The 25505-nt window shown below is 57.3% G+C and carries 17 protein-coding genes and 3 tRNA genes; 15 read left to right on the forward strand and 5 right to left on the reverse strand.

Annotation, left to right across the window (positions count from 1 at the left end; all coding sequences use genetic code 11):
- Window positions 1–278: 278 nt before the first annotated feature.
- Entirely contained in the window at window positions 279–5141 is a 4863-nt protein-coding gene (locus QN399_RS08315; protein ID WP_322178258.1) for an NAD-glutamate dehydrogenase, read from the forward strand.
- Between the two features lie 133 nt (window positions 5142–5274).
- Here the strand turns inward: QN399_RS08315 and acnB are convergent, their stop codons facing one another.
- Window positions 5275–7875, reverse strand: a complete 2601-nt coding sequence (gene acnB / locus QN399_RS08320; RefSeq protein WP_322178259.1) for a bifunctional aconitate hydratase 2/2-methylisocitrate dehydratase — start codon at window positions 7873–7875, stop codon at window positions 5275–5277.
- A gap of 405 nt (window positions 7876–8280) precedes the next feature.
- Between acnB and QN399_RS08325 the strand changes: the two genes are divergently transcribed.
- Window positions 8281–8754, forward strand: a complete 474-nt coding sequence (locus tag QN399_RS08325) for a DUF1289 domain-containing protein (protein ID WP_219061501.1) — start codon at window positions 8281–8283, stop codon at window positions 8752–8754.
- A gap of 47 nt (window positions 8755–8801) precedes the next feature.
- Here QN399_RS08325 and QN399_RS08330 read toward each other — a convergent pair whose 3' ends face one another.
- Entirely contained in the window at window positions 8802–9665 is an 864-nt protein-coding gene (locus QN399_RS08330) for a universal stress protein (protein ID WP_322178260.1), read from the reverse strand.
- 182 nt (window positions 9666–9847) lie between these two features.
- Here QN399_RS08330 and QN399_RS08335 point away from each other — a divergent pair, with 182 nt between their 5' ends.
- The 5 genes from QN399_RS08335 to QN399_RS08355 all read left to right on the forward strand — a co-directional run bounded on the left by QN399_RS08335 (window position 9848) and on the right by QN399_RS08355 (window position 15558).
- Window positions 9848–10522, forward strand: a complete 675-nt coding sequence (locus tag QN399_RS08335; protein ID WP_322178261.1) for a tRNA isopentenyl-2-thiomethyl-A-37 hydroxylase MiaE — start codon at window positions 9848–9850, stop codon at window positions 10520–10522.
- Window positions 10523–10771: 249 nt separating this feature from the next.
- A complete protein-coding gene (locus QN399_RS08340; RefSeq protein ID WP_330200807.1) occupies window positions 10772–11260 on the forward strand; it encodes a MarR family transcriptional regulator in 489 nt (162 codons plus the stop codon).
- Complete coding sequence (locus tag QN399_RS08345; protein ID WP_322178263.1) at window positions 11257–12726, forward strand: efflux transporter outer membrane subunit; 1470 nt, start codon at window positions 11257–11259, stop codon at window positions 12724–12726. Before QN399_RS08340 ends, QN399_RS08345 begins: the two co-directional genes overlap by 4 nt.
- 15 nt (window positions 12727–12741) lie before the next feature.
- Window positions 12742–13962 carry an HlyD family efflux transporter periplasmic adaptor subunit gene (locus QN399_RS08350; RefSeq protein WP_322178264.1) on the forward strand — a complete coding sequence of 407 codons (1221 nt, stop codon included), beginning with the start codon at window positions 12742–12744 and terminating at the stop codon, window positions 13960–13962.
- A gap of 63 nt (window positions 13963–14025) precedes the next feature.
- The gene (locus QN399_RS08355; protein WP_330200808.1) at window positions 14026–15558 is read left to right on the forward strand and encodes a DHA2 family efflux MFS transporter permease subunit; all 1533 of its coding nucleotides are present in this window, start codon (window positions 14026–14028) and stop codon (window positions 15556–15558) included.
- Between the two features lie 79 nt (window positions 15559–15637).
- Here QN399_RS08355 and lpxH read toward each other — a convergent pair whose 3' ends face one another.
- Together lpxH and QN399_RS08365 are read right to left on the reverse strand one after the other, a co-directional pair.
- Window positions 15638–16381, reverse strand: coding sequence for a UDP-2,3-diacylglucosamine diphosphatase (lpxH, locus tag QN399_RS08360; RefSeq protein WP_322178266.1), 744 nt, complete (start codon window positions 16379–16381; stop codon window positions 15638–15640).
- Window positions 16378–16878, reverse strand: coding sequence for a peptidylprolyl isomerase (locus QN399_RS08365; protein ID WP_330200809.1), 501 nt, complete (start codon window positions 16876–16878; stop codon window positions 16378–16380). The genes lpxH and QN399_RS08365 overlap by 4 nt, the downstream gene beginning before the upstream one ends.
- 132 nt (window positions 16879–17010) lie before the next feature.
- Between QN399_RS08365 and QN399_RS08370 the strand changes: the two genes are divergently transcribed.
- Window positions 17011–18708: a glutamine--tRNA ligase/YqeY domain fusion protein gene (locus tag QN399_RS08370; protein WP_330200810.1), complete on the forward strand. Its 1698-nt coding sequence runs from the start codon at window positions 17011–17013 to the stop codon at window positions 18706–18708.
- Between the two features lie 9 nt (window positions 18709–18717).
- Window positions 18718–20100, forward strand: a complete 1383-nt coding sequence (cysS, locus tag QN399_RS08375; protein WP_330200811.1) for a cysteine--tRNA ligase — start codon at window positions 18718–18720, stop codon at window positions 20098–20100.
- A 60-nt stretch (window positions 20101–20160) separates the two neighbouring features.
- Here cysS and folD read toward each other — a convergent pair whose 3' ends face one another.
- Window positions 20161–21015 carry a bifunctional methylenetetrahydrofolate dehydrogenase/methenyltetrahydrofolate cyclohydrolase FolD gene (folD, locus tag QN399_RS08380; RefSeq protein WP_322178270.1) on the reverse strand — a complete coding sequence of 285 codons (855 nt, stop codon included), beginning with the start codon at window positions 21013–21015 and terminating at the stop codon, window positions 20161–20163.
- A 280-nt stretch (window positions 21016–21295) separates the two neighbouring features.
- On the opposite strand from folD, the gene QN399_RS08385 reads away from it, so the two are divergent.
- The 6 genes from QN399_RS08385 (at window position 21296) to clpX (ending at window position 25461) form a co-directional block, all read left to right on the forward strand.
- Window positions 21296–21372: transfer RNA gene (locus tag QN399_RS08385), tRNA-Arg, on the forward strand.
- A gap of 49 nt (window positions 21373–21421) precedes the next feature.
- Window positions 21422–21497 (forward strand) — tRNA-His (locus QN399_RS08390).
- Between the two features lie 56 nt (window positions 21498–21553).
- Window positions 21554–21638: transfer RNA gene (locus QN399_RS08395), tRNA-Leu, on the forward strand.
- A gap of 390 nt (window positions 21639–22028) precedes the next feature.
- The gene (gene tig / locus QN399_RS08400) at window positions 22029–23339 is read left to right on the forward strand and encodes a trigger factor (RefSeq protein WP_322178271.1); all 1311 of its coding nucleotides are present in this window, start codon (window positions 22029–22031) and stop codon (window positions 23337–23339) included.
- A 91-nt stretch (window positions 23340–23430) separates the two neighbouring features.
- Complete coding sequence (gene clpP, locus QN399_RS08405) at window positions 23431–24072, forward strand: ATP-dependent Clp endopeptidase proteolytic subunit ClpP (RefSeq protein WP_322178272.1); 642 nt, start codon at window positions 23431–23433, stop codon at window positions 24070–24072.
- 105 nt (window positions 24073–24177) lie between these two features.
- Window positions 24178–25461, forward strand: coding sequence for an ATP-dependent Clp protease ATP-binding subunit ClpX (clpX, locus tag QN399_RS08410; protein ID WP_322178273.1), 1284 nt, complete (start codon window positions 24178–24180; stop codon window positions 25459–25461).
- The last annotated feature ends 44 nt before the right edge of the window (window positions 25462–25505 follow it).

Genomic DNA, 25505 nt, shown 5'->3' on the forward strand with positions numbered 1-25505 from the left:
CAGGGTCGGGCCCGCTATCGTTAAGCTTCGCAGCAGGATGGACACCTCTAAAGACACAGCCCGCCCGGGCAGTCGTTTTTGTAGATGCCCATTTTCTTCACCGAGTTCACTCTCGGGAAAATGAATGTGACTACCCGATCGTGACGAGCGTTTGTTCTTTAGCTTCATTACCCTGTCATGCTGTGCTGCGTTTGTTTGAAACTCAGCACGCGTGATGGCGATTCCCTGAACGGGATGCGACGCTTCTATCAATAAAAAGCCCAAGCGGAGTACCACAGATGGCGTTCTTCACCGCAGCCAGCAAGTCCGACTTCCAGCATCAACTGCAAGCGGCACTGGCGCAGCACATCAGTGAACAGGCACTGCCACAAGTGGCGCTGTTCGCTGAGCAATTCTTCGGCATTATTTCCCTTGATGAACTGACCCAGCGCCGGCTATCCGACCTGGCCGGTTGCACCTTGTCTGCCTGGCGACTGCTTGAACGTTTCGAACATATTCATCCGCAAGTGCGGGTCTACAACCCTGATTACGAGCGCCATGGCTGGCAGTCGACCCACACCGCGGTCGAGGTTCTGCATCACGATCTACCGTTTTTGGTGGACTCGGTCCGTACCGAGCTGAACCGTCGCGGTTACAGCATTCACACCCTGCAAACCACCGTGCTGAGCGTGCGTCGCGGCAGCAAGGGCGAATTGCTGGAGTTGTTGCCCAAGGGTTCTCACGGCGAGGACATCCTGGAAGAGTCTCTGATGTACCTGGAGATTGATCGCTGCGCCAATGTTGCCGAAATGAATGTGCTGGTTCGTGAACTCGAGCAAGTGCTGGATGAAGTACGGATCGCGGTCGCTGACTTCGAACCGATGAAGGTCAAGATCAACGAGCTGCTGGCCGGTATCGACACCCTTGAGTTTGCCGTTGAAGAAGGCGAGAAGTCCGAGGTCAAGGTCTTCCTGCAATGGCTGGTGGACAACCACTTCACCTTCCTTGGCTACGAAGAGTTCGAAGTCCGTAATGACAATGGCGGCGGCTATCTCGTGTATGACGAGTCGTCCTTCCTCGGTCTGACCAAGCTGCTGCGCGCAGGGCTGACCAAAGAAGACCTGCACATCGAAGACTACGCAGTGAATTATCTGCAAGAGCCGATGTTGCTGTCGTTCGCCAAGGCCGCACACCCAAGCCGGGTGCATCGCCCGGCGTACCCGGATTACGTGTCGATCCGCAAGATCGATGCTACCGGCAAAGTGATCAAGGAATGCCGCTTCATGGGCCTGTACACCTCATCGGTGTACGGCGAGAGCGTGCGTCAGATCCCTTACATTCGCCGCAAGGTTGCCGAAGTCGAGCGTCGCTCCGGTTTCGATGCCAAGGCGCATCTGGGCAAGGAATTGGCGCAAGTGGTGGAAGTGCTGCCGCGTGATGATCTGTTCCAGACCCCGGTGGACGAGTTGTTCAGCACCGTGATGTCCATCGTCCAGATCCAGGAGCGCAACAAGATTCGCGTGTTCCTGCGCAAGGACCCGTATGGCCGGTTCTGCTACTGCCTGGCCTATGTGCCGCGCGACGTTTATTCCACCGAAGTCCGGCAGAAAATCCAGCAAGTACTGATGGATCGCTTGAAGGCCAGCGATTGCGAATTCTGGACCTTCTTCTCCGAGTCAGTATTGGCGCGCGTGCAGTTGATCCTGCGAGTGGACCCGAAAAGCCGTCTCGACATCGACGCACAGCAGCTGGAAAACGAAGTGGTACAGGCTTGCCGGTCTTGGCAGGACGATTACTCCAGCCTCGTTATCGAAAGCTTCGGCGAAGCCCACGGCACCAATGTGCTGTCCGACTACCCTAAAGGTTTTCCGGCCGGTTACCGTGAGCGCTTTGCTGCGCATTCGGCCGTGGTCGACATGCAGCATTTGCTCAGTCTGACTGAAGCCAATCCGTTGGTGATGAGCTTCTACCAGCCGCTGGCGCAAGCCGGTAAGCAGCAACTGCATTGCAAGCTTTACCACGCCGATACCCCGCTGGCCTTGTCCGACGTCCTGCCGATTCTGGAGAACCTTGGCCTGCGCGTGCTGGGTGAGTTCCCTTATCGCCTGCTTCGAAAAAATGGCCGCGAGTTCTGGATTCACGACTTTGCCTTTACGGCGGGTGAAGGCCTGAACCTCGACATTCAGCAACTCAATGACACGCTGCAAGATGCGTTCGTACATATCGTGAGCGGCGATGCCGAAAATGATGCGTTCAACCGTCTGGTGTTGACGGCGGGTCTGCCGTGGCGCGATGTCGCGTTGCTGCGTGCTTATGCCCGTTACATGAAGCAGATTCGTCTGGGCTTTGATCTGGGTTATATCGCCAGCACCCTGAACAACCACACCGATATCGCTCGCGAGCTGACGCGGTTGTTCAAAACGCGCTTCTATCTGGCGCGAAAACTGACTTCCGACGACTTGGAAGACAAGCAGCAGCGCCTGGAACAAGCGATTCTGGCGGCACTGGACAACGTTCAGGTGCTCAACGAAGACCGCATCCTGCGTCGTTACCTGGACCTGATCAAAGCTACCTTACGGACCAACTTCTACCAACCGGACGCCAACGGTCAGAACAAAAGCTACTTCAGCTTCAAGTTCAACCCGCGCCTGATTCCCGAGCTGCCCAAGCCGGTGCCAAAATTCGAGATCTTCGTCTATTCGCCACGGGTCGAAGGTGTGCACCTGCGCTTCGGCAACGTCGCTCGTGGTGGCTTGCGCTGGTCGGACCGTGAGGAAGACTTCCGCACCGAAGTGTTGGGTCTGGTAAAAGCCCAGCAAGTGAAGAACTCGGTCATCGTGCCAGTGGGCGCCAAAGGTGGCTTCATTCCGCGTCGCCTGCCGTTGATTGGCGGCAGCCGTGACGAGACTCAGGCTGAAGCGATCACCTGCTACAAAATCTTCATTTCCGGTTTGCTGGACATCACCGACAACCTCAAGGACGGTGGCCTGGTGCCGCCGACCAATGTGGTACGGCATGACGAGGATGATCCGTACCTCGTCGTTGCAGCTGACAAAGGTACCGCAACGTTCTCTGATATCGCCAACGGGATTGCCATCGATTACGGCTTCTGGCTCGGCGATGCTTTCGCCTCGGGTGGTTCGGCCGGTTACGACCACAAAAAAATGGGCATCACCGCTAAAGGCGCGTGGGTCGGTGTGCAGCGTCACTTCCGTGAACGCGACATCAACGTCCAGCAAGACAGCATCAGTGTGATCGGTATCGGTGATATGGCCGGTGACGTGTTCGGCAACGGCTTGTTGATGTCCGACAAGCTGCTGCTGGTTGCTGCGTTCAACCACCTGCACATCTTCATCGATCCGAATCCTGAGCCGGCCAACAGTTTCATCGAGCGCCAGCGCTTGTTTGATCTGCCGCGTTCGGCCTGGAGCGACTACGACGCCAGCATCATGTCCGAAGGCGGCGGGATCTTCTCGCGCAGTGCGAAAAGCATCGCCATCAGCCCACAGATGAAAGAACGCTTCGACATCACGGCCGACAAGCTGACCCCGACCGAGTTGCTCAATGCGCTGCTCAAGGCGCCGGTGGATCTGCTGTGGAACGGAGGTATCGGTACGTACGTCAAATCCAGCGAAGAAAGCCACGCCGATGTCGGCGACAAGGCCAACGATGCGCTGCGTGTGAACGGCAATGAACTGCGCTGTAAAGTAGTGGGCGAGGGCGGCAACCTGGGCATGACCCAATTGGGTCGGGTCGAGTTCGGCCTCAATGGCGGCGGCTCCAATACCGACTTCATCGACAACGCCGGTGGTGTGGATTGCTCCGACCACGAAGTGAATATCAAGATTCTGCTCAACGAAGTCGTTCAGGCCGGTGACATGACTGAGAAGCAGCGAAACCTGCTGCTCGAAAGCATGACCGACGAAGTCGGCAGCCTGGTGCTGGGCAACAACTATAAGCAGACGCAGGCCTTGTCCCTGGCCGCGCGTCGCGCTTATGAGCGGATCGCTGAATACAAGCGTCTGATGAGCGATCTGGAAGCGCGTGGCAAGCTGGACCGTGCCATCGAGTTCCTTCCGACCGAAGAGCAGTTGGCCGAGCGGACTGGGGCGGGCCATGGCCTGACCCGTGCCGAACTGTCGGTGCTGATCTCTTATAGCAAAATCGACCTCAAGGAATCGCTGCTCGGGTCCCGCGTTCCAGATGACGATTATCTGGTGCGCGACATGGAGACGGCATTCCCGCCTTCGCTGGCCGCCAAGTTCTCCGAGGCCATGCGTCGTCACCGCCTCAAGCGCGAAATCGTCAGCACCCAGATCGCCAACGACCTGGTCAACCATATGGGCATCACCTTCGTTCAGCGGCTCAAAGAGTCCACTGGCATGAGTGCGGCCAATGTGGCGGGCGCTTACGTGATCGTGCGGGACATCTTCCACCTGCCGCACTGGTTCCGGCAGATCGAGGCCCTGGATTACAAGGTTCCGGCCGAAATCCAGTTAGCCCTGATGGACGAGCTGATGCGTCTGGGTCGTCGCGCCACGCGCTGGTTCCTGCGTAGCCGTCGCAACGAACTGGATGCTGGACGCGACGTCGCACACTTCGGTCCGCACATCGCGGCGTTGGGTCTCAAGCTTGACGAGCTGCTGGAAGGCCCGACCCGGGAAGTCTGGCAGGCTCGTTATCAAACGTATGTCGAAGCCGGCGTACCCGAGTTGCTGGCGCGCATGGTCGCAGGCACCAGCCACTTGTACACGCTGTTGCCAATCATCGAAGCGTCGGATGTCACCGGGCAGAACGCTGCCGATGTGGCCAAGGCTTACTTCGCCGTGGGCAGCGCGCTGGACGTGACTTGGTACTTGCAACAGATCAGCAACCTGCCGGTGGAAAACAACTGGCAGGCCCTGGCACGTGAAGCCTTCCGTGACGACATCGACTGGCAGCAACGGGCGATCACTGTGTCGGTCCTGCAGATGCCGGATGCTCCGGCGGATGTCGAAGCGCGCCTGACATTGTGGCTTGAACAGCACCTGCCAATGGTCGAGCGCTGGCGGGCAATGCTGGTTGAGCTGCGTGCGGCCAGCGGAACTGACTACGCGATGTATGCCGTCGCCAACCGTGAGTTGCTGGATTTGGCGATGAGTGGTCAGGCGGTTGTGGTTTGATGGTGTGAGTTGAAGCGGTAACAAAGGGCCCTGCATCGCGAGATGTGGGGCTTTTTTGTTTTCTGACTCTGACAGTATTGAAGGCAAAAAAAACCCCGTCACCAGGACGGGGTTTTTTCAACGCGGTGTTTCGTTACGCTTGAACGACCGGGATGTTGGCGTTCGCTGCAGCTTCACGGAACTCGGCGATCTGGTCGAAACTCAGGTAGCGGTAAACGTCCGCTGCCATGGTGTCGATTTCTTTCGCGTAGGCCATGTATTCCTCAACGGTCGGCAGGCGACCCAGGATCGATGCAACAGACGCCAACTCGGCCGAGGCCAGGTAAACGTTCGCGCCATCACCCAGACGGTTGGGGAAGTTACGGGTCGACGTGGACACCACGGTAGCGTTAGGTTCAACGCGTGCCTGGTTACCCATGCACAACGAGCAACCTGGCATTTCCATGCGTGCGCCAGCTTTGCCGTAGATGCCGTAGTAGCCTTCTTCGGTCAACTGGTGCGCGTCCATTTTGGTCGGAGGCGACAGCCACAGACGGGTTGGCAGCGAACCTTCAACTTTCTGCAGCAGTTTGCCTGCAGCGCGGAAGTGACCGATGTTGGTCATGCACGAACCGATGAATACTTCGTCGATCTTCTCGCCAGCAACGCTGGAAAGCAGACGGGCGTCGTCCGGGTCGTTTGGCGCGCAGAGCACAGGCTCTTTGATGTCAGCCAGGTCGATTTCGATGGTTTCGGCGTATTCGGCGTCAGCATCGGCAACCATCAGCTCAGGGTTGGCAACCCAGGCTTCCATCGCTTGAGCACGACGTTCCAGAGTACGAGCATCGCCGTAGCCTTCGCCGATCATCCAGCGCAGCAGGGTAATGTTGGACTTCAGGTACTCGGCGATCGACTCTTTCGACAGCTTGATGGTGCAACCGGCAGCGGAACGCTCGGCAGAGGCGTCGGACAGCTCGAAAGCCTGTTCGATGCTCAGGTTGTCGAGGCCTTCGATTTCCAGGATGCGACCGGAGAATGCGTTTTTCTTGCCTTTCTTCTCTACGGTCAGCAGGCCAGCCTGAATCGCGTAGTAAGGAATGGCGTGAACGAGGTCACGCAGGGTGACGCCAGGTTGCATTTTGCCTTTGAAGCGGACCAGGATCGATTCCGGCATGTCCAACGGCATAACGCCCGTGGCAGCAGCGAACGCGACCAGACCGGAACCGGCCGGGAAAGAAATCCCCATTGGGAAACGGGTGTGCGAGTCACCACCGGTACCGACGGTGTCCGGCAGGAGCATACGGTTCAGCCAGCTGTGGATGATGCCATCGCCCGGACGCAGGGAAACACCGCCGCGGGTCATGATGAAGTCAGGCAGGGTGTGGTGAGTCTTGACGTCGATCGGCTTTGGATATGCCGCGGTGTGGCAGAAAGACTGCATGACCAGATCGGTAGAGAAACCCAGGCAAGCCAGGTCTTTCAATTCGTCGCGGGTCATCGGGCCAGTCGTGTCCTGGGAACCGACGGTGGTCATCTTCGGCTCGCAGTACGTGCCTGGACGAACGCCGGCGACGCCGCATGCCTTGCCGACCATTTTCTGCGCCAGGGTGAAACCCTTGGTGCTGGCAGCCGGTTGTTCAGGCAGCTTGAACAGGGTCGAAGGTGGCAGACCCAGTTCGGTACGGGCTTTTTCGGTCAGGCCACGGCCAATGATCAGTGGGATACGGCCGCCAGCACGAACTTCGTCGAGCAGTACAGGGGTCTTCATTTCGAAGGTGGCCAGGACTTCTTCGCTGTTGTGCTTGGTGACTTTACCGGCATGCGGGTAAAGGTCGATCACGTCGCCCATGTTCATCAGGGAAACGTCGAATTCGATCGGCAGAGCGCCGGCATCTTCCATGGTGTTGTAGAAGATTGGAGCGATCTTGTTACCGAAGCAGAAACCGCCGGAGCGCTTGTTCGGTACGAAAGGAACGTCGTCGCCGAAGAACCACAGCACCGAGTTGGTGGCTGATTTACGCGAAGAACCGGTACCGACCACGTCACCGACGTAGGCGATAGGGAAACCTTGGCCGCGCATGGTTTCGATCTGCTTCATCGGGCCAGTCACGCCTTGTTCATCAGGCACGATGCCGTCACGGGCCATTTTCAACATGGCCAGGGCGTGCAGCGGGATGTCAGGACGGGACCAGGCATCAGGTGCAGGGGACAGGTCGTCGGTGTTGGTTTCGCCGGTGACCTTGAACACGCGTAGGCTGATTTTGTCGTCCAGAACAGGGCGCTTCTGGAACCACTCGCCGTCGGCCCAGGATTGCAGAACACCTTTAGCATGAACGTTGCCGTTCTTGGCTTTTTCAGCCACGTCGTGGAACGCGTCGAACATCAGCAGGGTGTGCTTGAGTTCTTTGGCAGCGACTGGCGCCAATTCAGCGTTGTCCAGCAGGTCAACCAGGGTGACGATGTTGTAGCCACCTTGCATGGTGCCCAACAGTTCAACAGCACGCTTTTTGTCGATCAGCGGAGAGGTGGCTTCACCTTTGGCCAGAGCGGACAGGAAGCCAGCTTTGACGTATGCAGCTTCGTCAACGCCTGGTGGAACGCGATTTGTAATCAGGTCGACAAGGAAAGCTTCTTCGCCAGCCGGGGGATTTTTCAGCAGCTCGATCAGGCCTGCGGTTTGTTCGGCGTTAAGCGGCTGGGGCACGATACCCTGGGCGGCACGCTCTTCGATGTGTTTACGGTAGGCTTCAAGCACAGTATTACCCTCATCAGTGGTCCCAAATGGGTGTCCGGGACGCTCATCCAGAAAATTATCCGCACCCATGCGCTTTTTAGGCTTTTTGAGCCATTTGGCCGGGGAGTCGGTAATTTCTTACAGAAGCTGTTTTCAAAGTTTTACGCCTGCAGGACGGCTGATGAGTGTCGACACAGAATTTTTCGAAGAGAAATACCTGCATCAACACCGGACTGCTGGGTTACTTGACTGTGCTCGTGACGCTTTGAAAACAGCTTCTAACGGACATTGGCGCCTTAAAAGGCTCGATGATTCTACGGCAAAAATCGGGTAAAGGTAAGTTAGACCCTGCATGTTCAGGGGTGACCCTCGTTAGACAAAGGGCTAACATGCGCGCTTGTTTTGCCTGTTGCCGTCCTCTCGACCATGTCCAATCAAACCATCAAGACTCCCTGCATCGGCCTCTGTTCTACTGTTTATGGGGATCTGGTGTGCCGTGGTTGCAAGCGATTCCACCACGAAGTAATCAACTGGAATGGTTACAACGAGGATGAAAAGCGTGCTGTCTGGCTGCGCCTGGAACAACTGCTCGTCCAGGTCATGACCGCCAAGCTTGAAGTGTTCGACGCTGCCAAGCTGCGTCAGCAGCTGGAAAAACGCAAAATCCGCTTTGTGCCACATCAGTCGGCCTATTGCTGGGCCTACCAACTGATTGCCCGCGGTGCGCGGGTTATCAGTCAGCTTGATGCGTATGGGGTGGTGCTGATGCCGGAGTTTCGTAGTTGGGCCCTGCCAGAACTGCGCGATGCGATTGATCGCGAGTTTTTTCTGCTGTCAGAAGCCCATTACGAACGGTACATCGCCCCGGGTTTTCTCAAGGATGCGTTTGGCGTCAGGTAAATCGCTTCAAGCCATTCGCGAAGGCGATGTAACGGGCACAAACGCTATCAGCCCTTGGCCGCCAGCTCTTCCAGATGAGCAATGATTTCTTCGGTTTTCAGCACTAACACATCGGTTTCCAGTGAATCGAGCACCACTTCGGCGGTGTTGCCGATCAGTGCGCCGGAAATACCCGTGCGCGCCACAGTGCCGATCACGGTGACGACCGCGTTGAGTTTGCGCGCGGTATAAGGGATCAGCACGTCGGCCGGGCCTTCGGCGATGTGCAGGTGGGCGTCATCGACATCGAACTCGGCCTGAAACGCCCGGCATTGATCCCGGTAGCGCGCTTCGATGCTTTCTTTGAGCTGAAACACCGGATCGGCGGCTGACAGCATGGGTGAAGGGTGCGCGGTGATGACATGCAATTGCGCCTTGGCCAGCGCGGCAATCTGGAAGCCGTGATCAACGATGTTGAAGTGCAGGGCACGGTGCTCACCGTCAGAATTACCGACATCAACCGCCGCCAGAACCACCCCGCCAGTCCACGGCGTCGAGGTTTTGACCATCAGCACCGGGCTTGGGCATAGCCGCAGCAATTTCCAGTCATCGGGAGTCAGCAACGCTTTTTTCAGCGGGTTATCGGGGAAGTGCTGCTTGATGACCAGGCCACACCCTTTTTCCAGCTGAGCATCAATGATGGTTTGATGCAGCGTCTCGTTCCACTCTTGCTCGGCGGTAACGCTGAAGCCTTCGCTGATCAACCCGGTCGTGAGAACGCTGAGCAGGGCCGAGTGATCATGTTTTTTGTCGCAGACCAGCAAATGCAGATGTGCGCCAGTCACCCCCGCGATCAGTTTGGCGCGTTTAAGGGCCAGGCTTTCGGCATGTTGAGGCTCGATTATCACGAGGATGCTGCGAACGGCTTGCATGAGTTGGATCTCCCTAGATGCGACTGACTATTTTCACGGCGGCTGTTTAGCTACAACTATAGTTGCAGTCCGCTGACTGGGTTGTTGATCCAGATCAGGTCAAATCTGCTGCAAGGCGCTGGTTCATTCGCTCTGCCCTCGTATAATGCTGCGTTTTGCCCACCCAGCCGTGCTGTGAGCCTATGCAACTGAACCCTGAAATCGACGCTTCACATCCTGTAACCAAGGTTTCGAGGGCGCCCGTGCTGCCTGAAATCCATGAGTTTCTAGGGTGCAGGACCCCCGCGGGCTGGATTGAGGCGGCGTTGGCCAATCAGGAAAAGATGCTCCTCGATCACAAGAACTGTGAATTCAAGGCCGCCAGCACTGCCATGAGCATGATCGCCAAATACGGTTCGTATCCTGACTTGGTCATGATGATGTCGCGCCTCGCCCGTGAGGAGTTGGTGCACCATGAACAGGTCTTGCGGTTGATGAAAAAGCGCAAAATCGAATGGCGCGCATTGTCAGCCAGTCGTTATGCCTCTGGGCTGAGAGCAGCGGTGCGGACCCATGAGCCCGTCAAACTGGTCGATACGCTGGTGGTGGGTGCGTTTATCGAAGCCCGAAGCTGTGAGCGTTTCGAAGCCCTGGTGCCGTATCTGGATGAAGAGCTGGGCCGCTTCTATGATGGGTTGCTGAAAAGTGAAGCCCGGCATTTCCAGGGTTACCTCAAGCTGGCCTATCAATACGGTGAAGCTGCTGACGTTGAGCGGACCGTCGAAAAAGTCAGGGTACTCGAAGCCAGCCTCATCGACAGTCCCGATGTCGAGTTCCGCTTTCACAGTGGTATTCCGAGCCCTCAGCCCCGAGATTAAAGCTCCTCAGCCTACAGTCGCACAACGTTCTGTGTGAATAGGCCCGCGGCGCGCTTTCGCGGCTTTTGACGGCCACGACTTTGCCGATGGATGCGCTGCGGGTGTCCAGGTCCATCTGTTGTTCGATAGGGTTATAAAAACGGCTGTTGTCCGTCCAACTAGCAAGCTTGCTAATTAATGCATTGACATTCGCTGCCTAGGCAGTAGTATTTCGCCAACTCTCTGCCTAGGCAGCTTTTTGGTGGTTCGATGAAGCATTTCACGTCTGACAACTTCAACTCCGGTCTCATGGGTCTGTTGATCGGGCGCACGAACGCGCTCAAAGATCGCCTGCTGGACACGCATCTGGTGCCGTACGGTGTGACCGCATCGCAGTTTAAAGTGTTGGTTATCATTGCCCAGTTTTCTGCCGACACCCCGGCCGACCTGTGCCGTCACCTGTCCCTCGACAGTGGCTCAATGACTCGCATGCTGGACCGCCTTGAACAAAAAGAACTGATCACCCGCACCCGCTCGGACACTGATCGGCGCCAGGTACATCTGGCGTTGACCGAAGAGGGGAAAACGCTTTCGGACCGCCTTCCGCAGATCGGTGCCGAGGCCATGAACGACCTGTTGGGTGCGCTCGAACCGGCCGAATTGCAGAGCCTTGAGCAGATACTGACCAAGGTGCTGGTGGCGGCCGATGATCAGATCACTATTGCCCGTCTAGGCGTTAAAGCGACAGGTGGGAAATGAGTAACCTGACTCTGCGGACCTCAGTGAGTCTGGTGTTTCTCGCCATGAGCCTGGCCGGGTGCGCCAGTTACCGTGGTCTTGGCCCCGAAGGCACACGCCTGGATGCGAAAAACCTCCAGGCCGCGCAGACGCTCGATGGCGTGACGTTGTCGCCCGCCGTCTGGCCGAAAAGCGATTGGTGGAAAAGCCTCGGTGACCCGCAACTCGATGGTCTGATCAGTGAAGCATTGCGCGACAGCCCAGACATGCAAGTTGCCAGTGCCCGGGCGCATCAGGCCAGTGCCGCGGCGTATGCCACCGACGCTGCACGGATGCCGACCGTTGATGCCGAGGGGGGTATCAGTCGTTCACGTCTGGCTCGCGATCAGAGCCCGACAGGCGAGGGTGGTACCTACTCTACCGTGCGTAATCTGGGTGTGAATTTCAATTACACCTTCGACCTGTGGGGCGGCCAACGCGCCACGTGGGAAGCTGCACTTGGCCAGGCACGTGCCGCCGAAGTCGATCAGCAAGCCGCGCAACTGACCCTCGCGGCCGACGTTGCCCGCGCCTACAGCGACCTTGGTCAGGCCCATGTGGTTCATGATCTGGCGGCTGACGACTTGAAACGCACCCAGCAAATGCTTGAACTGGGTGACCGTCGTCTGAAGTCCGGGATCGACAGTCGCTATCAGTTCCAGCAGACCCAAAGTCTCGAAGCCAGTTCTGAAGAACAACTGATCAATGCCGCAAAACGTCTGCGTAGCGCGAAAATAGCCTTGGCGGTGTTGCTGGGCAAAGGGCCGGACCGGGGTGAAGAGATCGCCCGTCCTAAGGTTCTCCAGCCCAGTGCAGTTGCCTTGCCGTCGGCGCTGCCGGCTGAGCTGCTCGGGCGTCGTCCCGATCTGGTGGCCGCGCGTTGGCGGGTGGAAGCCGCGAGCAAAAGTATTGTCGCTGGCAAAACCCGCTTTTACCCAAACCTGAACCTGAGTGCTGCCGCAGGCACCGAGTCTTTGCTGGGTGACGCGCTGTTCGGTTCGGCCAGCCGTTTCTTCAATATCGCGCCTGCCGTGTCCTTGCCGTTGTTCGATGGCGGACGCCTGCGCGCCGATCTCGATGCTCGCGATGCCGATTACGACCTGGCCGTCGCGCAGTACAACAAAAGCCTGGTTCGGGCGTTGGGTGATGTCAGCGACACGCTCTCTCAACTGCGTGCCATCGGTGGTCAGATCGACGCCAAACAGCGCGCCACCGACATCGCTCAAGACTCCTACAACACGGTGGTCCAGCGATTTGGCTCGGGGATAGGCAACTACCTCGATGTGCTGAGCATTGAACAGCAATTGCTCCAGTCACAACGCCAACTGGCGGATCTCAACGCCGAACGAATCGATTTGTCGATCCAGTTGATGCAGGCACTGGGCGGAGGCTTTCAAGGTGAAAGCCAAGGCCTGAACACCCCATCAACCGCTTCGCTGACTGAATAACTCAAGGTAATCGTCATGGCTACTGCCGCTACCGAAAAGACGTCTGTACACGACCAAAAAGCTCAGAACGCAGCTCAGAACCAGAACCCGCGCAAGCGCAAGATCTGGCTGCTGGTGGTCCTGATGCTGGTGATCCTCGGCGGTCTCGGTATCTGGGGCTGGTATGAAATCTACGGGCGCTGGAACGAAAGCACTGATGACGCCTACGTAAACGGCAACGTGGTGGTCATTACCCCGCTGGTCACCGGGACGGTGGTGAGCATCGGCGCCGACGATGGCGATCTGGTTCGAGAGGGCCAGGTGCTTATCCAGTTCGACCCGAGCGATGCCGAAGTCAGCCTGCAAAGCGCCGAAGCCAATCTGGGCAAGACGGTGCGCCAGGTGCGCGGTCTTTACAGTAATGTCGACGGGATGAGGGCCCAGCTGGCCGCGCAACGGGCCGAGGTGCAGAAAGCCCAGGACAACTACAACCGCCGCAAGAATCTTGCCGCAGGCGGGGCGATCTCTCTGGAAGAGTTGTCCCATGCTCGCGACGACCTGACGACCGCGCAAAATGCGTTGAACAACGTCCAGCAGCAATTGGCTACCAGCTCCGCGCTGGTGGACGACACGGTGGTGTCCTCGCACCCGGATGTGAAAGCAGCTGCCGCGCAGTTGCGTCAGGCTTACTTGGGTAACGCCCGCAGCACCTTGATTGCCCCGGTCACCGGCTACGTAGCCAAGCGTACCGTGCAGTTGGGCCAGCGGGTTCAACCCGGCACCGCGTTGATGGCGGTGATTCCTCTGGATCAGCTGTGGATCGATGCCAACTTCAAAGAAACCCAGCTGGGCAAAATGCGCATCGGTCAGTCGGTGGACATTGAATCTGACCTGTACGGCAGTGACGTGAAGTTCAGCGGCACGGTTGACAGCCTGGGTGCCGGCACGGGTGGCGCGTTTGCCTTGCTGCCGGCGCAGAACGCCACCGGTAACTGGATCAAGATCGTGCAGCGCGTGCCGGTGCGGATTCACATCAACGCCGAGCAGTTGAAAGAGCATCCGTTGCGTATTGGCCTGTCGACCGTGGCCAACGTCAACCTGCACGATCAGAGCGGCCCGGTACTGGCACAGCAACCGCCGCAGAAGGCCTCGTTCAGTACCCATATCTACGAAGAACAACTGGCCGACGCCGACGCCCTGATCACGCGTTTGATCCACGATAACAGCGCCAACAACAGCAGAACGGTTCAGCGCTGATTCGCCAATCCGTCCGCTCCGGCCCCGTGGCTGGAGTGACGTTCAAGTGTTAAAGGATTCGCGATGAGCTCGACCGCCCCGGCCTCTTTTACGCCGCCCAGTTTGTTGATGTGCACCATCGGCCTGTCGCTGGCGACCTTTATGCAGGTGCTCGACACCACCATTGCCAACGTCGCTTTGCCGACCATCTCCGGCAATCTGGGGGTGAGTTCGGAGCAGGGTACGTGGGTCATCACCTCGTTTGCGGTCAGTAACGCGATTGCCTTGCCGCTGACCGGTTGGCTCAGCCGCCGGGTGGGCGAGGTAAAACTGTTTATCTGGGCCACCGTGCTGTTCGTGATCGCGTCGTTTTTGTGCGGGATTTCCCAGTCAATGCCAGAACTGGTGGGTTTTCGCGTGCTGCAAGGGGTGGTCGCCGGTCCGCTGTACCCCATGACCCAAACGCTGCTGATTGCGGTCTATCCCCCGGCAAAAAGGGGGATGGCACTGGCATTGCTGGCGATGGTCACGGTGGTGGCGCCCATTGCCGGGCCGATCCTTGGCGGATGGATCACCGACAGCTACAGCTGGCCATGGATTTTCTTCATCAACATTCCAATCGGTCTGTTCGCTGCGTTCGTTGTGCGCACACAAATGCGTACGCGGCCGGTGGTTACTAGCCGACAGCCCATGGATTACGTCGGCCTGTTGACGTTGATCGTGGGTGTAGGTGCGTTGCAAATCGTGCTCGACAAGGGCAATGACCTGGACTGGTTCGCGTCCAGCTTCATCGTGACAGGCACCGTCATTTCAGTGGTCTTCCTGGCAATATTCATCATTTGGGAAATGACCGACCGGCACCCCATCGTCAATTTACGGCTGTTCGCCTTTCGTAACTTCCGCATCGGGACCATCACTCTGGTGGGGGGCTATGCCGGATTCTTCGGCATCAACCTGCTGCTGCCGCAATGGCTGCAGACACAGATGGGGTATACCCCGACCTATGCCGGGCTGGCGGTGGCGCCCATTGGCATTCTGCCGGTGCTGATGTCGCCCTTTGTCGGAAAATACGCGCACAAATTCGACCTGCGACTGCTGGCCGGGCTGGCGTTTTTTGCGATAGGGCTGAGCTGCTTCATGCGCGCCGATTTCACCAGTCAGGTCGATTTTGAGCATATCGCGCTGGTGCAACTCTTCATGGGGGCTGGCGTGGCGTTGTTCTTCATGCCGACGTTGACCATCTTGCTGTCTGACTTGCCGCCTGACCAGATCGCCGATGGCTCGGGGCTGGCGACGTTTCTACGGAACCTGGGGGGCAGTTTTGCCGCATCGCTCACCACCTGGATCTGGATTCGGCGGGCGAATCAGCACCATGCCTATTTAAGCGAAAATATCAGCACCTATGACGCTACGACCCGCGATGCGCTGAGCAACCTAGGCGGGGCCGGTAGTCAGGCGTACGCGCAACTCGAAGGGATGCTCAACAGCCAGGCGTACATGATGTCGACCGTCGACTACTTCCACATGTTGGGCTGGGCTTTTATGGGCTTGATCGTACTGGTGTGGATGGCCAAGCCTCCGTTTACGGCGAAGGCGGGACCGCCGGCGGGGCATTGAGGGTCACCAGAAGCAGGTCTGTGGTTCTCCGAAAATTCATGGTGGCGGGCTGGCAACTACGCGTCCCGCCGCGATGGTGTCAGTGAGTCAGCGCCGGTACCGGCACAAAATCAAACGCCGCCAACTGAAACCCCTGTTCATCCACCTGCAACGCCCAGCCCTGACGATCCCAATCCCCCAGGACAATCCGCTTCGCCGCATCGTTGCCGATCAGCAGTTTATGGATCGCCGGACGATGGGTGTGACCGTGGATCAGCGTGCGCACACCGTATTGCGCCATGATCCGTGGGATTTCCTCGGGCGTAACGTCGACGATGTCGTTGGCTTTCATGCGGGTCTGTGCGCGACTTTCGCTGCGCAGTTTGCGCGCCAGTTTGTGCCGCGTGCCCAAGGGCAAATGACGTAAAACCCATAAGGTCAGCGGGTTGCGCAGGTAACGGCGCATGCGCATGTAGGCTTCGTCGCGGGTACACAGGCTGTCACCATGCATCAGCAGCACAGGCTCGCCATTGAGCTGGACCACGCTTGGGTCCTTCAACAAGGTGCAACCCGCCGCCTTGCAGAACGCCTTACCGATCATGAAGTCGCGATTGCCGTGCATCAGGAACACCAGCGTGCCGCTGTCGCTCAGTGCGCGCAGGGCTTGGCAGATAGACAGTTGGAACGGCGACATGGCGTCATCGCCGATCCATGCCTCGAAAAAGTCCCCGAGGATGTACAGCGACTCGGCCGTGCGGGCCCGGCCGTCGAGTAATTCCAGAAACGCCCGGGTGATGTCCGGCCGCTGCTCTTCCAGGTGCAGATCAGAGATCAGCAATATCACTCAATGATCTCGGCTTTCACGATGATCACGTCTTCGGCGGGCACGTCCTGATGACCGGCTTTCATGGTGGTCGCCACGCCTTTGATCTTCTCGACCGAGTCCATACCCTCTACCACTTCACCAAAGACGGTGTAGCCCCAGCCTTGAACGGTCGGTGCAGTGTGGTCAAGGAAATCGTTGTCGCCCACGTTGATGAAGAACTGCGAGGACGCCGAATGCGGCTCCATGGTGCGGGCCATGGCCACGGTGCCTTTTCGGTTGGAAAGGCCGTTGTTGGCTTCGTTTTTGATCGTGGCGCGGGTTTTCTTTTGTGCCATGCCCGGCTCGAAACCGCCGCCCTGGATCATGAAATTGCTGATCACACGATGGAATATAGTGTTGTCGTAATGGCCTTCTTTAACGTACTGCACAAAGTTGGCTACGGTTTCCGGCGCTTTATCGGCGTTCAGTTGCAGGACGATGTCGCCGTGGTTCGTGCTCAGTTTGACTTTGGACATTTTAAAAATCACTCGTTTTGAATTCGTGGAAGGCGCGCGCGCTGGTCGCAACACCTTGACAGCTTCGGCTATGATAAGCGCTTTGATTTAGTCGGCCTACCCTGGCCGCGCACTTGTACGTTCAAGGATCCTATGAGCAAGCCCACTGACTCCACTGCGAATTCCAAGGCAGGTCCTGCTGTCCCGACCAATTTCCTGCGCGCAATCGTGCAGGCAGACCTGGACTCTGGCAAGCACACCCAGATCGTGACCCGTTTCCCGCCTGAGCCCAACGGTTACCTGCACATCGGCCACGCCAAGGCGATCTGCGTGAACTTCGGTCTGGCTCAGGAGTTCGGTGGCGTAACGCACCTGCGTTTCGATGACACCAACCCGGCCAAGGAAGACCAGGAATACATCGACGCCATCGAAAGCGATGTGAAGTGGCTGGGTTTCGAGTGGGCCGGCGAAGTGCGTTATGCCTCGCAATACTTCGATCAATTGCATGAGTGGGCCATCGTACTGATCAAGGCTGGCAAGGCGTTCGTCTGCGACCTGAGCCCCGAGCAGTCCAAGGAATACCGCGGTAACTTGATCGAGCCTGGCAAGAACAGCCCGTTCCGTGAGCGTAGCGTCGAGGAAAACCTGGACCTGTTCGCCCGGATGAAGGCTGGCGAGTTCAAAGACGGTGAGCGTGTACTGCGGGCCAAGATCGACATGGCTTCGCCGAACATGAACCTGCGCGACCCGATCCTGTACCGCATTCGCCATGCGCATCACCATCAGACCGGCGATAAGTGGTGCATCTACCCGAACTATGACTTCACCCACGGTCAGTCGGACGCCATCGAAGGCATTACCCACTCGATCTGCACCCTTGAATTCGAAGGCCATCGCCCGCTGTACGACTGGTTCCTGGACAACCTTCCAGTGCCGAGCCATCCGCGTCAGTACGAGTTCTCGCGTCTCAACCTGAGCTACACCGTCACCAGCAAGCGCAAGCTCAAGCAACTGGTCGACGAGAAGCATGTGCATGGCTGGGATGACCCGCGCATGTCGACTTTGTCGGGGTTCCGTCGTCGCGGCTACACTGCGGGCTCGATCCGTAACTTCTGCGAGATGGTCGGCACCAACCGTTCCGATGGCGTTGTCGATTTCGCCATGCTCGAATTCAGCATCCGTGATGACCTCGACCACAGCGCACCACGTGCCATGTGCGTGCTGCGTCCGCTGAAAGTCGTGATCACCAACTACCCGGAAGGCCAGGTCGAGAAGCTCGAGTTGGCGCGTCACCCGAAAGAAGACATGGGTGTACGTGAACTGCCGTTTGCGCGCGAAATCTACATCGACCGTGATGACTTCATTGAAGAGCCGCCAAAAGGCTACAAGCGTCTTGAGCCCAACGGCGAAGTGCGCCTGCGTGGCAGTTACGTGATTCGCGCCGACGAAGCGATCAAGGACGCCGACGGCAACATCGTCGAACTGCATTGCTCGTACGATCCGGAAACCCTGGGTAAAAACCCTGAAGGGCGCAAGGTCAAAGGCGTGGTGCATTGGGTGCCGGCAGCGGCAAGCCTCGAGTGCGAAGTACGTTTGTACGATCGTCTGTTCCGCTCGCCGAGCCCGGACAAAGCGGAAGACGGCGACAGCTTCCTGGACAACATCAACCCTGATTCCCTGCAAGTGCTCACGGGTTGCCGTGCTGAGCCGTCATTGGCGCAAGCGCAGCCGGAAGACCGTTTCCAGTTCGAGCGCGAAGGTTATTTCTGCGCGGACATCAAGGACTCGAAACCCGGTCAGCCAGTGTTTAACCGTACTGTGACGCTGCGTGACTCATGGGGTCAGAGCTAAGGAATCATCGTGCTCTCAATTTACAACACGCTCACCAAGAGCAAAGAAGTCTTCAAGCCTCTGGACGGCAACAAGGTGCGGATGTACGTGTGCGGCATGACCGTATATGACTTCTGCCACCTTGGGCACGGCCGCAGCATGGTTGCGTTCGATCTGGTCACTCGCTGGTTGCGCTTCAGCGGGTATGACTTGACCTATGTACGCAACATCACCGATATCGACGACAAGATCATCAATCGTGCGCGTGAAAACGGCGAGTCATTCGAGGCGCTCACCGCACGCATGATCGATGCGATGCACGAGGACGAGGCGCGGCTGAACATTCTGCCGCCGGACATGGAGCCGCGCGCGACCGATCATATCGCGGGCATGCACGCCATGATCCAGACCTTGATCGACAAAGGTTATGCGTACGCCCCGGGCAACGGCGACGTGTATTACCGCGTCGGCAAGTTTGTGGGTTACGGCAAGCTGTCGCGCAAGAAAATCGAAGACCTGCGCATCGGTGCGCGGATCGAAGTGGATGAGTCCAAGGATGATCCGCTGGACTTCGTGCTATGGAAGGGCGTCAAGCCGGGCGAGCCAAGCTGGGATTCACCGTGGGGCGCTGGGCGTCCGGGCTGGCACATTGAATGTTCGGTGATGTCGACTTGCTGCCTGGGCGAGACCTTCGATATTCATGGCGGCGGCAACGATCTCGAGTTCCCGCACCATGAAAACGAAATCGCCCAGAGCGAGGCGGCCACGGGCAAGCCGTACGCCAACGCCTGGATGCACTGCGGCATGATCCGCATCAATGGCGAGAAGATGTCCAAGTCCTTGAACAACTTCTTCACCATTCGCGACGTGCTGGAGAAATACCAGCCGGAAGTGGTGCGCTATCTGTTGGTGTCCAGCCATTACCGCAGCTCGATCAACTACTCCGAAGACAGCCTGAAAGAGTCCAAGGGCGCGTTGGAACGTTTCTATCACGCCCTTAAAGGCTTGCCTGCCGTAGCGCCTGCCGGTGGCGAAGCGTTCGTCGAACGTTTCTCCGCGGCGATGAACGACGACTTTGGCACGCCGGAAGCCTGCGCGGTGCTGTTCGAGATGGTGCGCGAAATCAACCGTCTGCGTGACACCGATCTGGCGGCAGCTGCGGGCTTGGCGGCACGTCTGAAAGAATTGGCCAGTGTGTTGGGTGTTTTGCAGCTTGAGGCGGATGACTTTTTGCGTGCAGGCGCAGAGGGTCGGGTCGATGCGGTTGAAGTCGAAGCGCTGATCCAGGCCCGATTAAGCGCTCGTGCCAACAAGGACTGGGCCGAATCGGATCGCATTCGCGACCAACTCACCGCGATGGGGGTGGTGTTGGAAGACGGCAAGGGTGGAACGACCTGGCGTCTGGCGGACTGACTGTTGAACCATAAAAAACGGCACCCGAGGGTGCCGTTTTTTATGCCTGATCCCGCGCACTCAGACGTGCAGGGTTTCCGCGGCGTACAAGGTGTTTTCCAGTAGGCAGGCACGGGTCATCGGGCCAACGCCGCCCGGTACCGGGGTGATCCAGCCGGCGCGGGGCAGGGCGGTTTCATACACCACGTCACCGACCAGCTTGCCGTCTGCCTGACGATTAATGCCGACGTCGATCACGATCGCGCCTTCCTTGATCCACTCGCCTTTGACCAGGCCGGGCTTGCCGGCAGCGACAACCACGAGATCAGCACGGCCGATATGGCCTGGCAGGTCGCGGGTGAATCGGTGCGTGACAGTGACCGTACAGCCGGCCAGCAACAACTCCATCGCCATCGGACGTCCGACGATGTTACTGGCGCCAACGATGACGGCATCCATCCCGTAAAGATCGACACCGGTGCTTTCCAGCAAGGCCATGATGCCCTTGGGGGTGCAGGGGCGCAGCAGGGGGATGCGTTGCGCCAGCCGACCGACGTTATAAGGATGGAAGCCGTCCACGTCCTTATCCGGGCGAATGCGCTCCAGCAATTTTGAGGCATCCAGATGCGCGGGCAGTGGCAGTTGCACCAGAATGCCGTCGATATTTGGATCGTCGTTGAGGCGATCGATCAGGTCGGTCAGCTCATCCTGCGAGGTGTCGGTAGGCAAGTCATAGGCTTTGGAATTGAAGCCGACTTCTTCACAGTCTTTACGCTTGTGCGAGACATAAACCTGGGACGCGGGGTCGTTGCCAACCAGAATCACCGCGAGGCCCGGTGTACGCAGGCCCTGTTCGCGACGCTCGGTGACACGTTTAGCGATCTGCTGGCGCAGGCCGGCTGCGATCGCTTTACCGTCGATTAGTTTTGCTGTCATGACGCGTGATTAACCATCGAAAGGGATTGAAAAAGAGCGCGCATTCTCGCATGCCATGGCGCGAGGGCAAAGGCGCTTGGTCTGTATATTCCTCTAACTCCTTTATCTAACTGAATTTTTTTCGAAAAAGAGTTGACGACCTCGGGGCTCGTCTATAAGATTCGTCGCACTTGTCGGGCACAGCCTAGCACTGGTTAAGAACGTCGGGCAGAGTTGTAGATTGGCTCAGCGTGACTGAAGCTCTTAATTTGTAATCGGTTAATGAATACAGATTAAATAAGCGCCCGTAGCTCAGTTGGATAGAGCATCCGCCTTCTAAGCGGATGGTCGCAGGTTCGAGTCCTGCCGGGTGCGCCATTTAGGCAACTTTGGCACAAGTAATGTTTCATCGGTCACACGCTATATGGTGGGCGTAGCTCAGTTGGTAGAGCACGGGATTGTGACTCCCGTTGTCGAGGGTTCGATCCCCTTCGTCCACCCCATATTCGAAAGGCGCCTGACTTAAAAATCCGGCGCCTTTGCTTTAAAGGCTTGAAGCGCGGACGTGGTGGAATTGGTAGACACACTGGATTTAGGTTCCAGCGCCGAAAGGTGTGAGAGTTCGAGTCTCTCCGTCCGCACCAAGATACAAGCTTTGTGAAATGCCCGCGGCATTCATAAAGCAACAGAAAGCCGCCTAGTGCGGCTTTTTTTTGTTTCGGAATATTGAAAGTTTCGCCCGGCGCGACCACTCGCTTCGCCTGTTTTCTCTGGCGTTCAGCGATTTTTGGTTGATGCAGAGAGCTGGCGACGCATCAGGGGTTCCTTATATAGGGTGTGCCAGACGCGTCGCTTGCTGCCTTGCGTCAATCGTTCGCAATGGGCGTCGTCGCCCCCCTGCCGGCTGCTTGATTTCATGCTGCTTACTTACCCTTTTCAGTGGGGTGACTTCTTGAGTTTGACCCACTAGAATGCATGCCCTTGATTCTGGGGTCGGAAACGGCCGGCTAACGTCTGTGCAACGAGGAATATCCATGCAAGTTTCTGTTGAAAATACTTCCGCTCTTGAGCGCCGCATGACCATTGGCGTGCCTGCCGAACGCATCGAGACTGAAGTCAACAAGCGTCTGCAGCAGACTGCCCGTAAAGCTAAGATCCCAGGCTTCCGTCCTGGCAAAGTGCCTATGAGCGTGATCCGTCAGCGTTATGAAGATGGCGCTCGTCAGGAAGCGCTGGGCGATCTGATTCAGGCAACGTTTTACGAAGCAGTGGTTGAGCAGAAGCTCAATCCAGCTGGCGCACCTTCTGTAGAGCCAAAAACCTTTGAAAAAGGTAAAGACCTGGAATACGTGGCTACTTTCGAAGTATTCCCGGAATTCACGGTTGCAGGCTTCGAGTCCATCGCTGTCGAGCGTCTGAGTGCAGACGTGGCTGACGCCGATCTGGACAAAATGCTGGAAATCCTGCGCAAGCAAAATGTTCGTTTCGAAGTCACTGAGCGTGCCGCTCAGAACGAAGATCAACTGAACATCGATTTCGTTGGCAAGGTTGATGGCGAAGTGTTTGCTGGTGGCTCTGCCAAAGGTACTCAGCTGGTTCTGGGTTCCGGTCGTATGATCCCTGGCTTCGAAGACGGTCTGGTTGGCGCTAAAGCCGGCGAAGAGCGTGTTCTGAACCTGACCTTCCCGGAAAACTACCAGAACCTGGAGCTGGCCAATAAGGCCGCCGAGTTCACCGTGACGGTCAACACTGTTTCCGAGCCTAAATTGCCTGAGCTGAACGAAGAGTTCTTCACTCAGTTCGGCATCAAGGAAACGGGTATCGACGGTTTCCGCACCGAAGTTCGCAAGAACATGGACCGTGAGCTGCGTCAGGCGATCAAGTCCAAGGTCAAGAATCAGGTGATGGACGGCTTGCTGGCCTCCAACCCGATCGAGGTGCCTAAAGCACTGCTCGAAAACGAAGTGAACCGTCTGCGCGTGCAGGCTGTTCAGCAGTTTGGCGGCAACATCAAGCCGGATCAACTGCCAGCCGAGCTGTTCGAAGAACAAGCCAAGCGCCGTGTAGAGCTGGGCCTGATCGTTGCTGAAGTGGTCAAGCAGTTCGACCTCAAGCCTGATGATGCCCGTGTTCGCGAGATGATCCAAGAGATGGCATCGGCTTACCAAGAGCCTGAGCAGGTCGTGTCCTGGTACTACAAGAACGACCAGCAACTGAACGAAGTGCGTTCGGTTGTGCTGGAAGAGCAAGTTGTGGATACTGTTTTGCAGAAAGCTAGCGTGACCGACAAATCGGTCTCTTACGAAGAAGCAGTCAAGCCGGTAGAAGCTCCACACGCCGACTGATTTTTTCTCTCGTTCGAAAACACCCATAAGCCAGCCTTCGCGCTGGCTTATGTGTATTCAAGAAATGACTATTTGGGAGTGAATGCGAGACATGTCCCGCAATTCTTATATTCAGCAGAACTCTGACATCCAGGCCGCTGGCGGCCTGGTCCCGATGGTTATCGAGCAGTCCGCCCGTGGCGAACGCGCCTATGACATCTACTCGCGCCTCCTCAAGGAGCGGGTGATCTTTCTGGTAGGTCCAGTAGAAGACTACATGGCCAACCTGATTGCGGCGCAGCTGTTGTTCCTTGAAGCCGAAAACCCGGACAAGGACATCCATCTCTACATCAACTCACCAGGCGGTTCGGTGACTGCGGGCATGTCGATCTACGACACCATGCAGTTCATCAAGCCAGACGTGTCGACCATTTGCATCGGTCAGGCCTGCAGCATGGGTGCTTTCCTGCTGGCTGGCGGCGCCGCTAAAAAGCGTTACTGCCTGCCAAACTCGCGAATGATGATTCACCAGCCACTGGGCGGCTTCCAGGGGCAGGCATCGGATATTGATATCCATGCCAAGGAAATCCTGTCCATTCGTGCTCGCTTGAATGAAATTCTCGCATACCACACCGGGCAAACGATTGAGACCATCGAGCAAGACACCAATCGGGATAACTTCATGGGCGCCGGGCGCGCTGCTGAATACGGTTTGATCGATCAGGTTCTTACTCAGCGTCAAATGGCTCGCTAAGCAGCTCAATCGTAGGTGGTTGGAACAACTGACCACCTGCGGACTTGAAAAAGCCCGCAATAGCCTTCATCTTGTGTTGCAAGCCTACCGGATTGGATCGATCGAATGACTGACACCCGCAACGGCGAGGACAACGGCAAATTGCTCTATTGCTCCTTCTGTGGCAAAAGCCAGCATGAAGTGCGCAAATTGATTGCCGGCCCCTCGGTTTTTATCTGCGACGAATGCGTCGACCTGTGCAACGACATCATCCGAGAGGAGGTGCAAGAAGCCCAGGCCGAAAGCAGCGCGCATAAATTACCATCGCCTAAAGAAATCAGCGGCATCCTTGATCAGTATGTGATTGGTCAAGAACGTGCAAAAAAGGTTCTGGCAGTAGCGGTGTACAACCACTACAAGCGTCTGAACCAGCGCGACAAGAAGAATGATGATGTTGAACTCGGTAAAAGCAACATCCTGCTGATTGGCCCAACCGGCTCCGGCAAGACGCTGCTCGCTGAAACATTGGCTCGTTTGCTCAATGTGCCGTTCACCATCGCGGACGCCACCACCCTGACCGAAGCTGGTTATGTGGGGGAGGACGTGGAAAACATCATTCAGAAACTGTTGCAGAAATGTGACTACGACGTAGAAAAAGCCCAGATGGGCATTGTCTACATCGATGAAATCGACAAGATTTCGCGCAAATCCGACAACCCTTCGATTACCCGCGATGTTTCCGGCGAGGGTGTGCAGCAAGCCTTGCTGAAGCTGATTGAAGGCACCGTGGCTTCCGTTCCTCCTCAAGGGGGTCGCAAGCATCCACAGCAGGAATTCCTGCAGGTGGACACGCGTAACATCCTGTTTATCTGCGGTGGCGCTTTCTCGGGCCTCGAAAAGGTTATTCAGAGCCGCTCCACTCGCGGCGGCATCGGCTTCAATGCCGAAGTACGCAGCAAGGACGAAGGCAAGAAGGTTGGCGAATCGCTGCGTGAGGTTGAGCCTGACGATCTGGTCAAGTTCGGTCTGATTCCAGAGTTTGTTGGCCGTCTACCGGTTCTGGCGACGTTGGACGAATTGGATGAGGCTGCTTTGATGCAGATTCTCACCGAGCCGAAAAACGCGCTGACCAAGCAGTATGCAAAACTGTTCGAAATGGAAGGTGTGGAACTCGAGTTCCGTGCTGATGCACTGAAATCGATCGCCAAACGCGCACTTGAGCGCAAAACAGGCGCTCGCGGTCTGCGTTCCATTCTCGAAGGTGTTCTGCTCGACACCATGTACGAGATCCCCTCGCAGTCCGAGGTGAGCAAGGTGGTGATCGATGAGAGCGTCATCGAGGGCACGTCCAAGCCGTTGTTGATTTACGAAAACAGCGAGCCGGTTGCCAAGGCTGCCCCAGACGCGTAAGTGAAGCTGCTGCGTTGACAGGTAATAAAGAAGGGGCCTTCGGG

This window comes from Pseudomonas sp. 10C3 (assembly GCF_036346185.1).
Lineage (GTDB): Bacteria > Pseudomonadota > Gammaproteobacteria > Pseudomonadales > Pseudomonadaceae > Aquipseudomonas.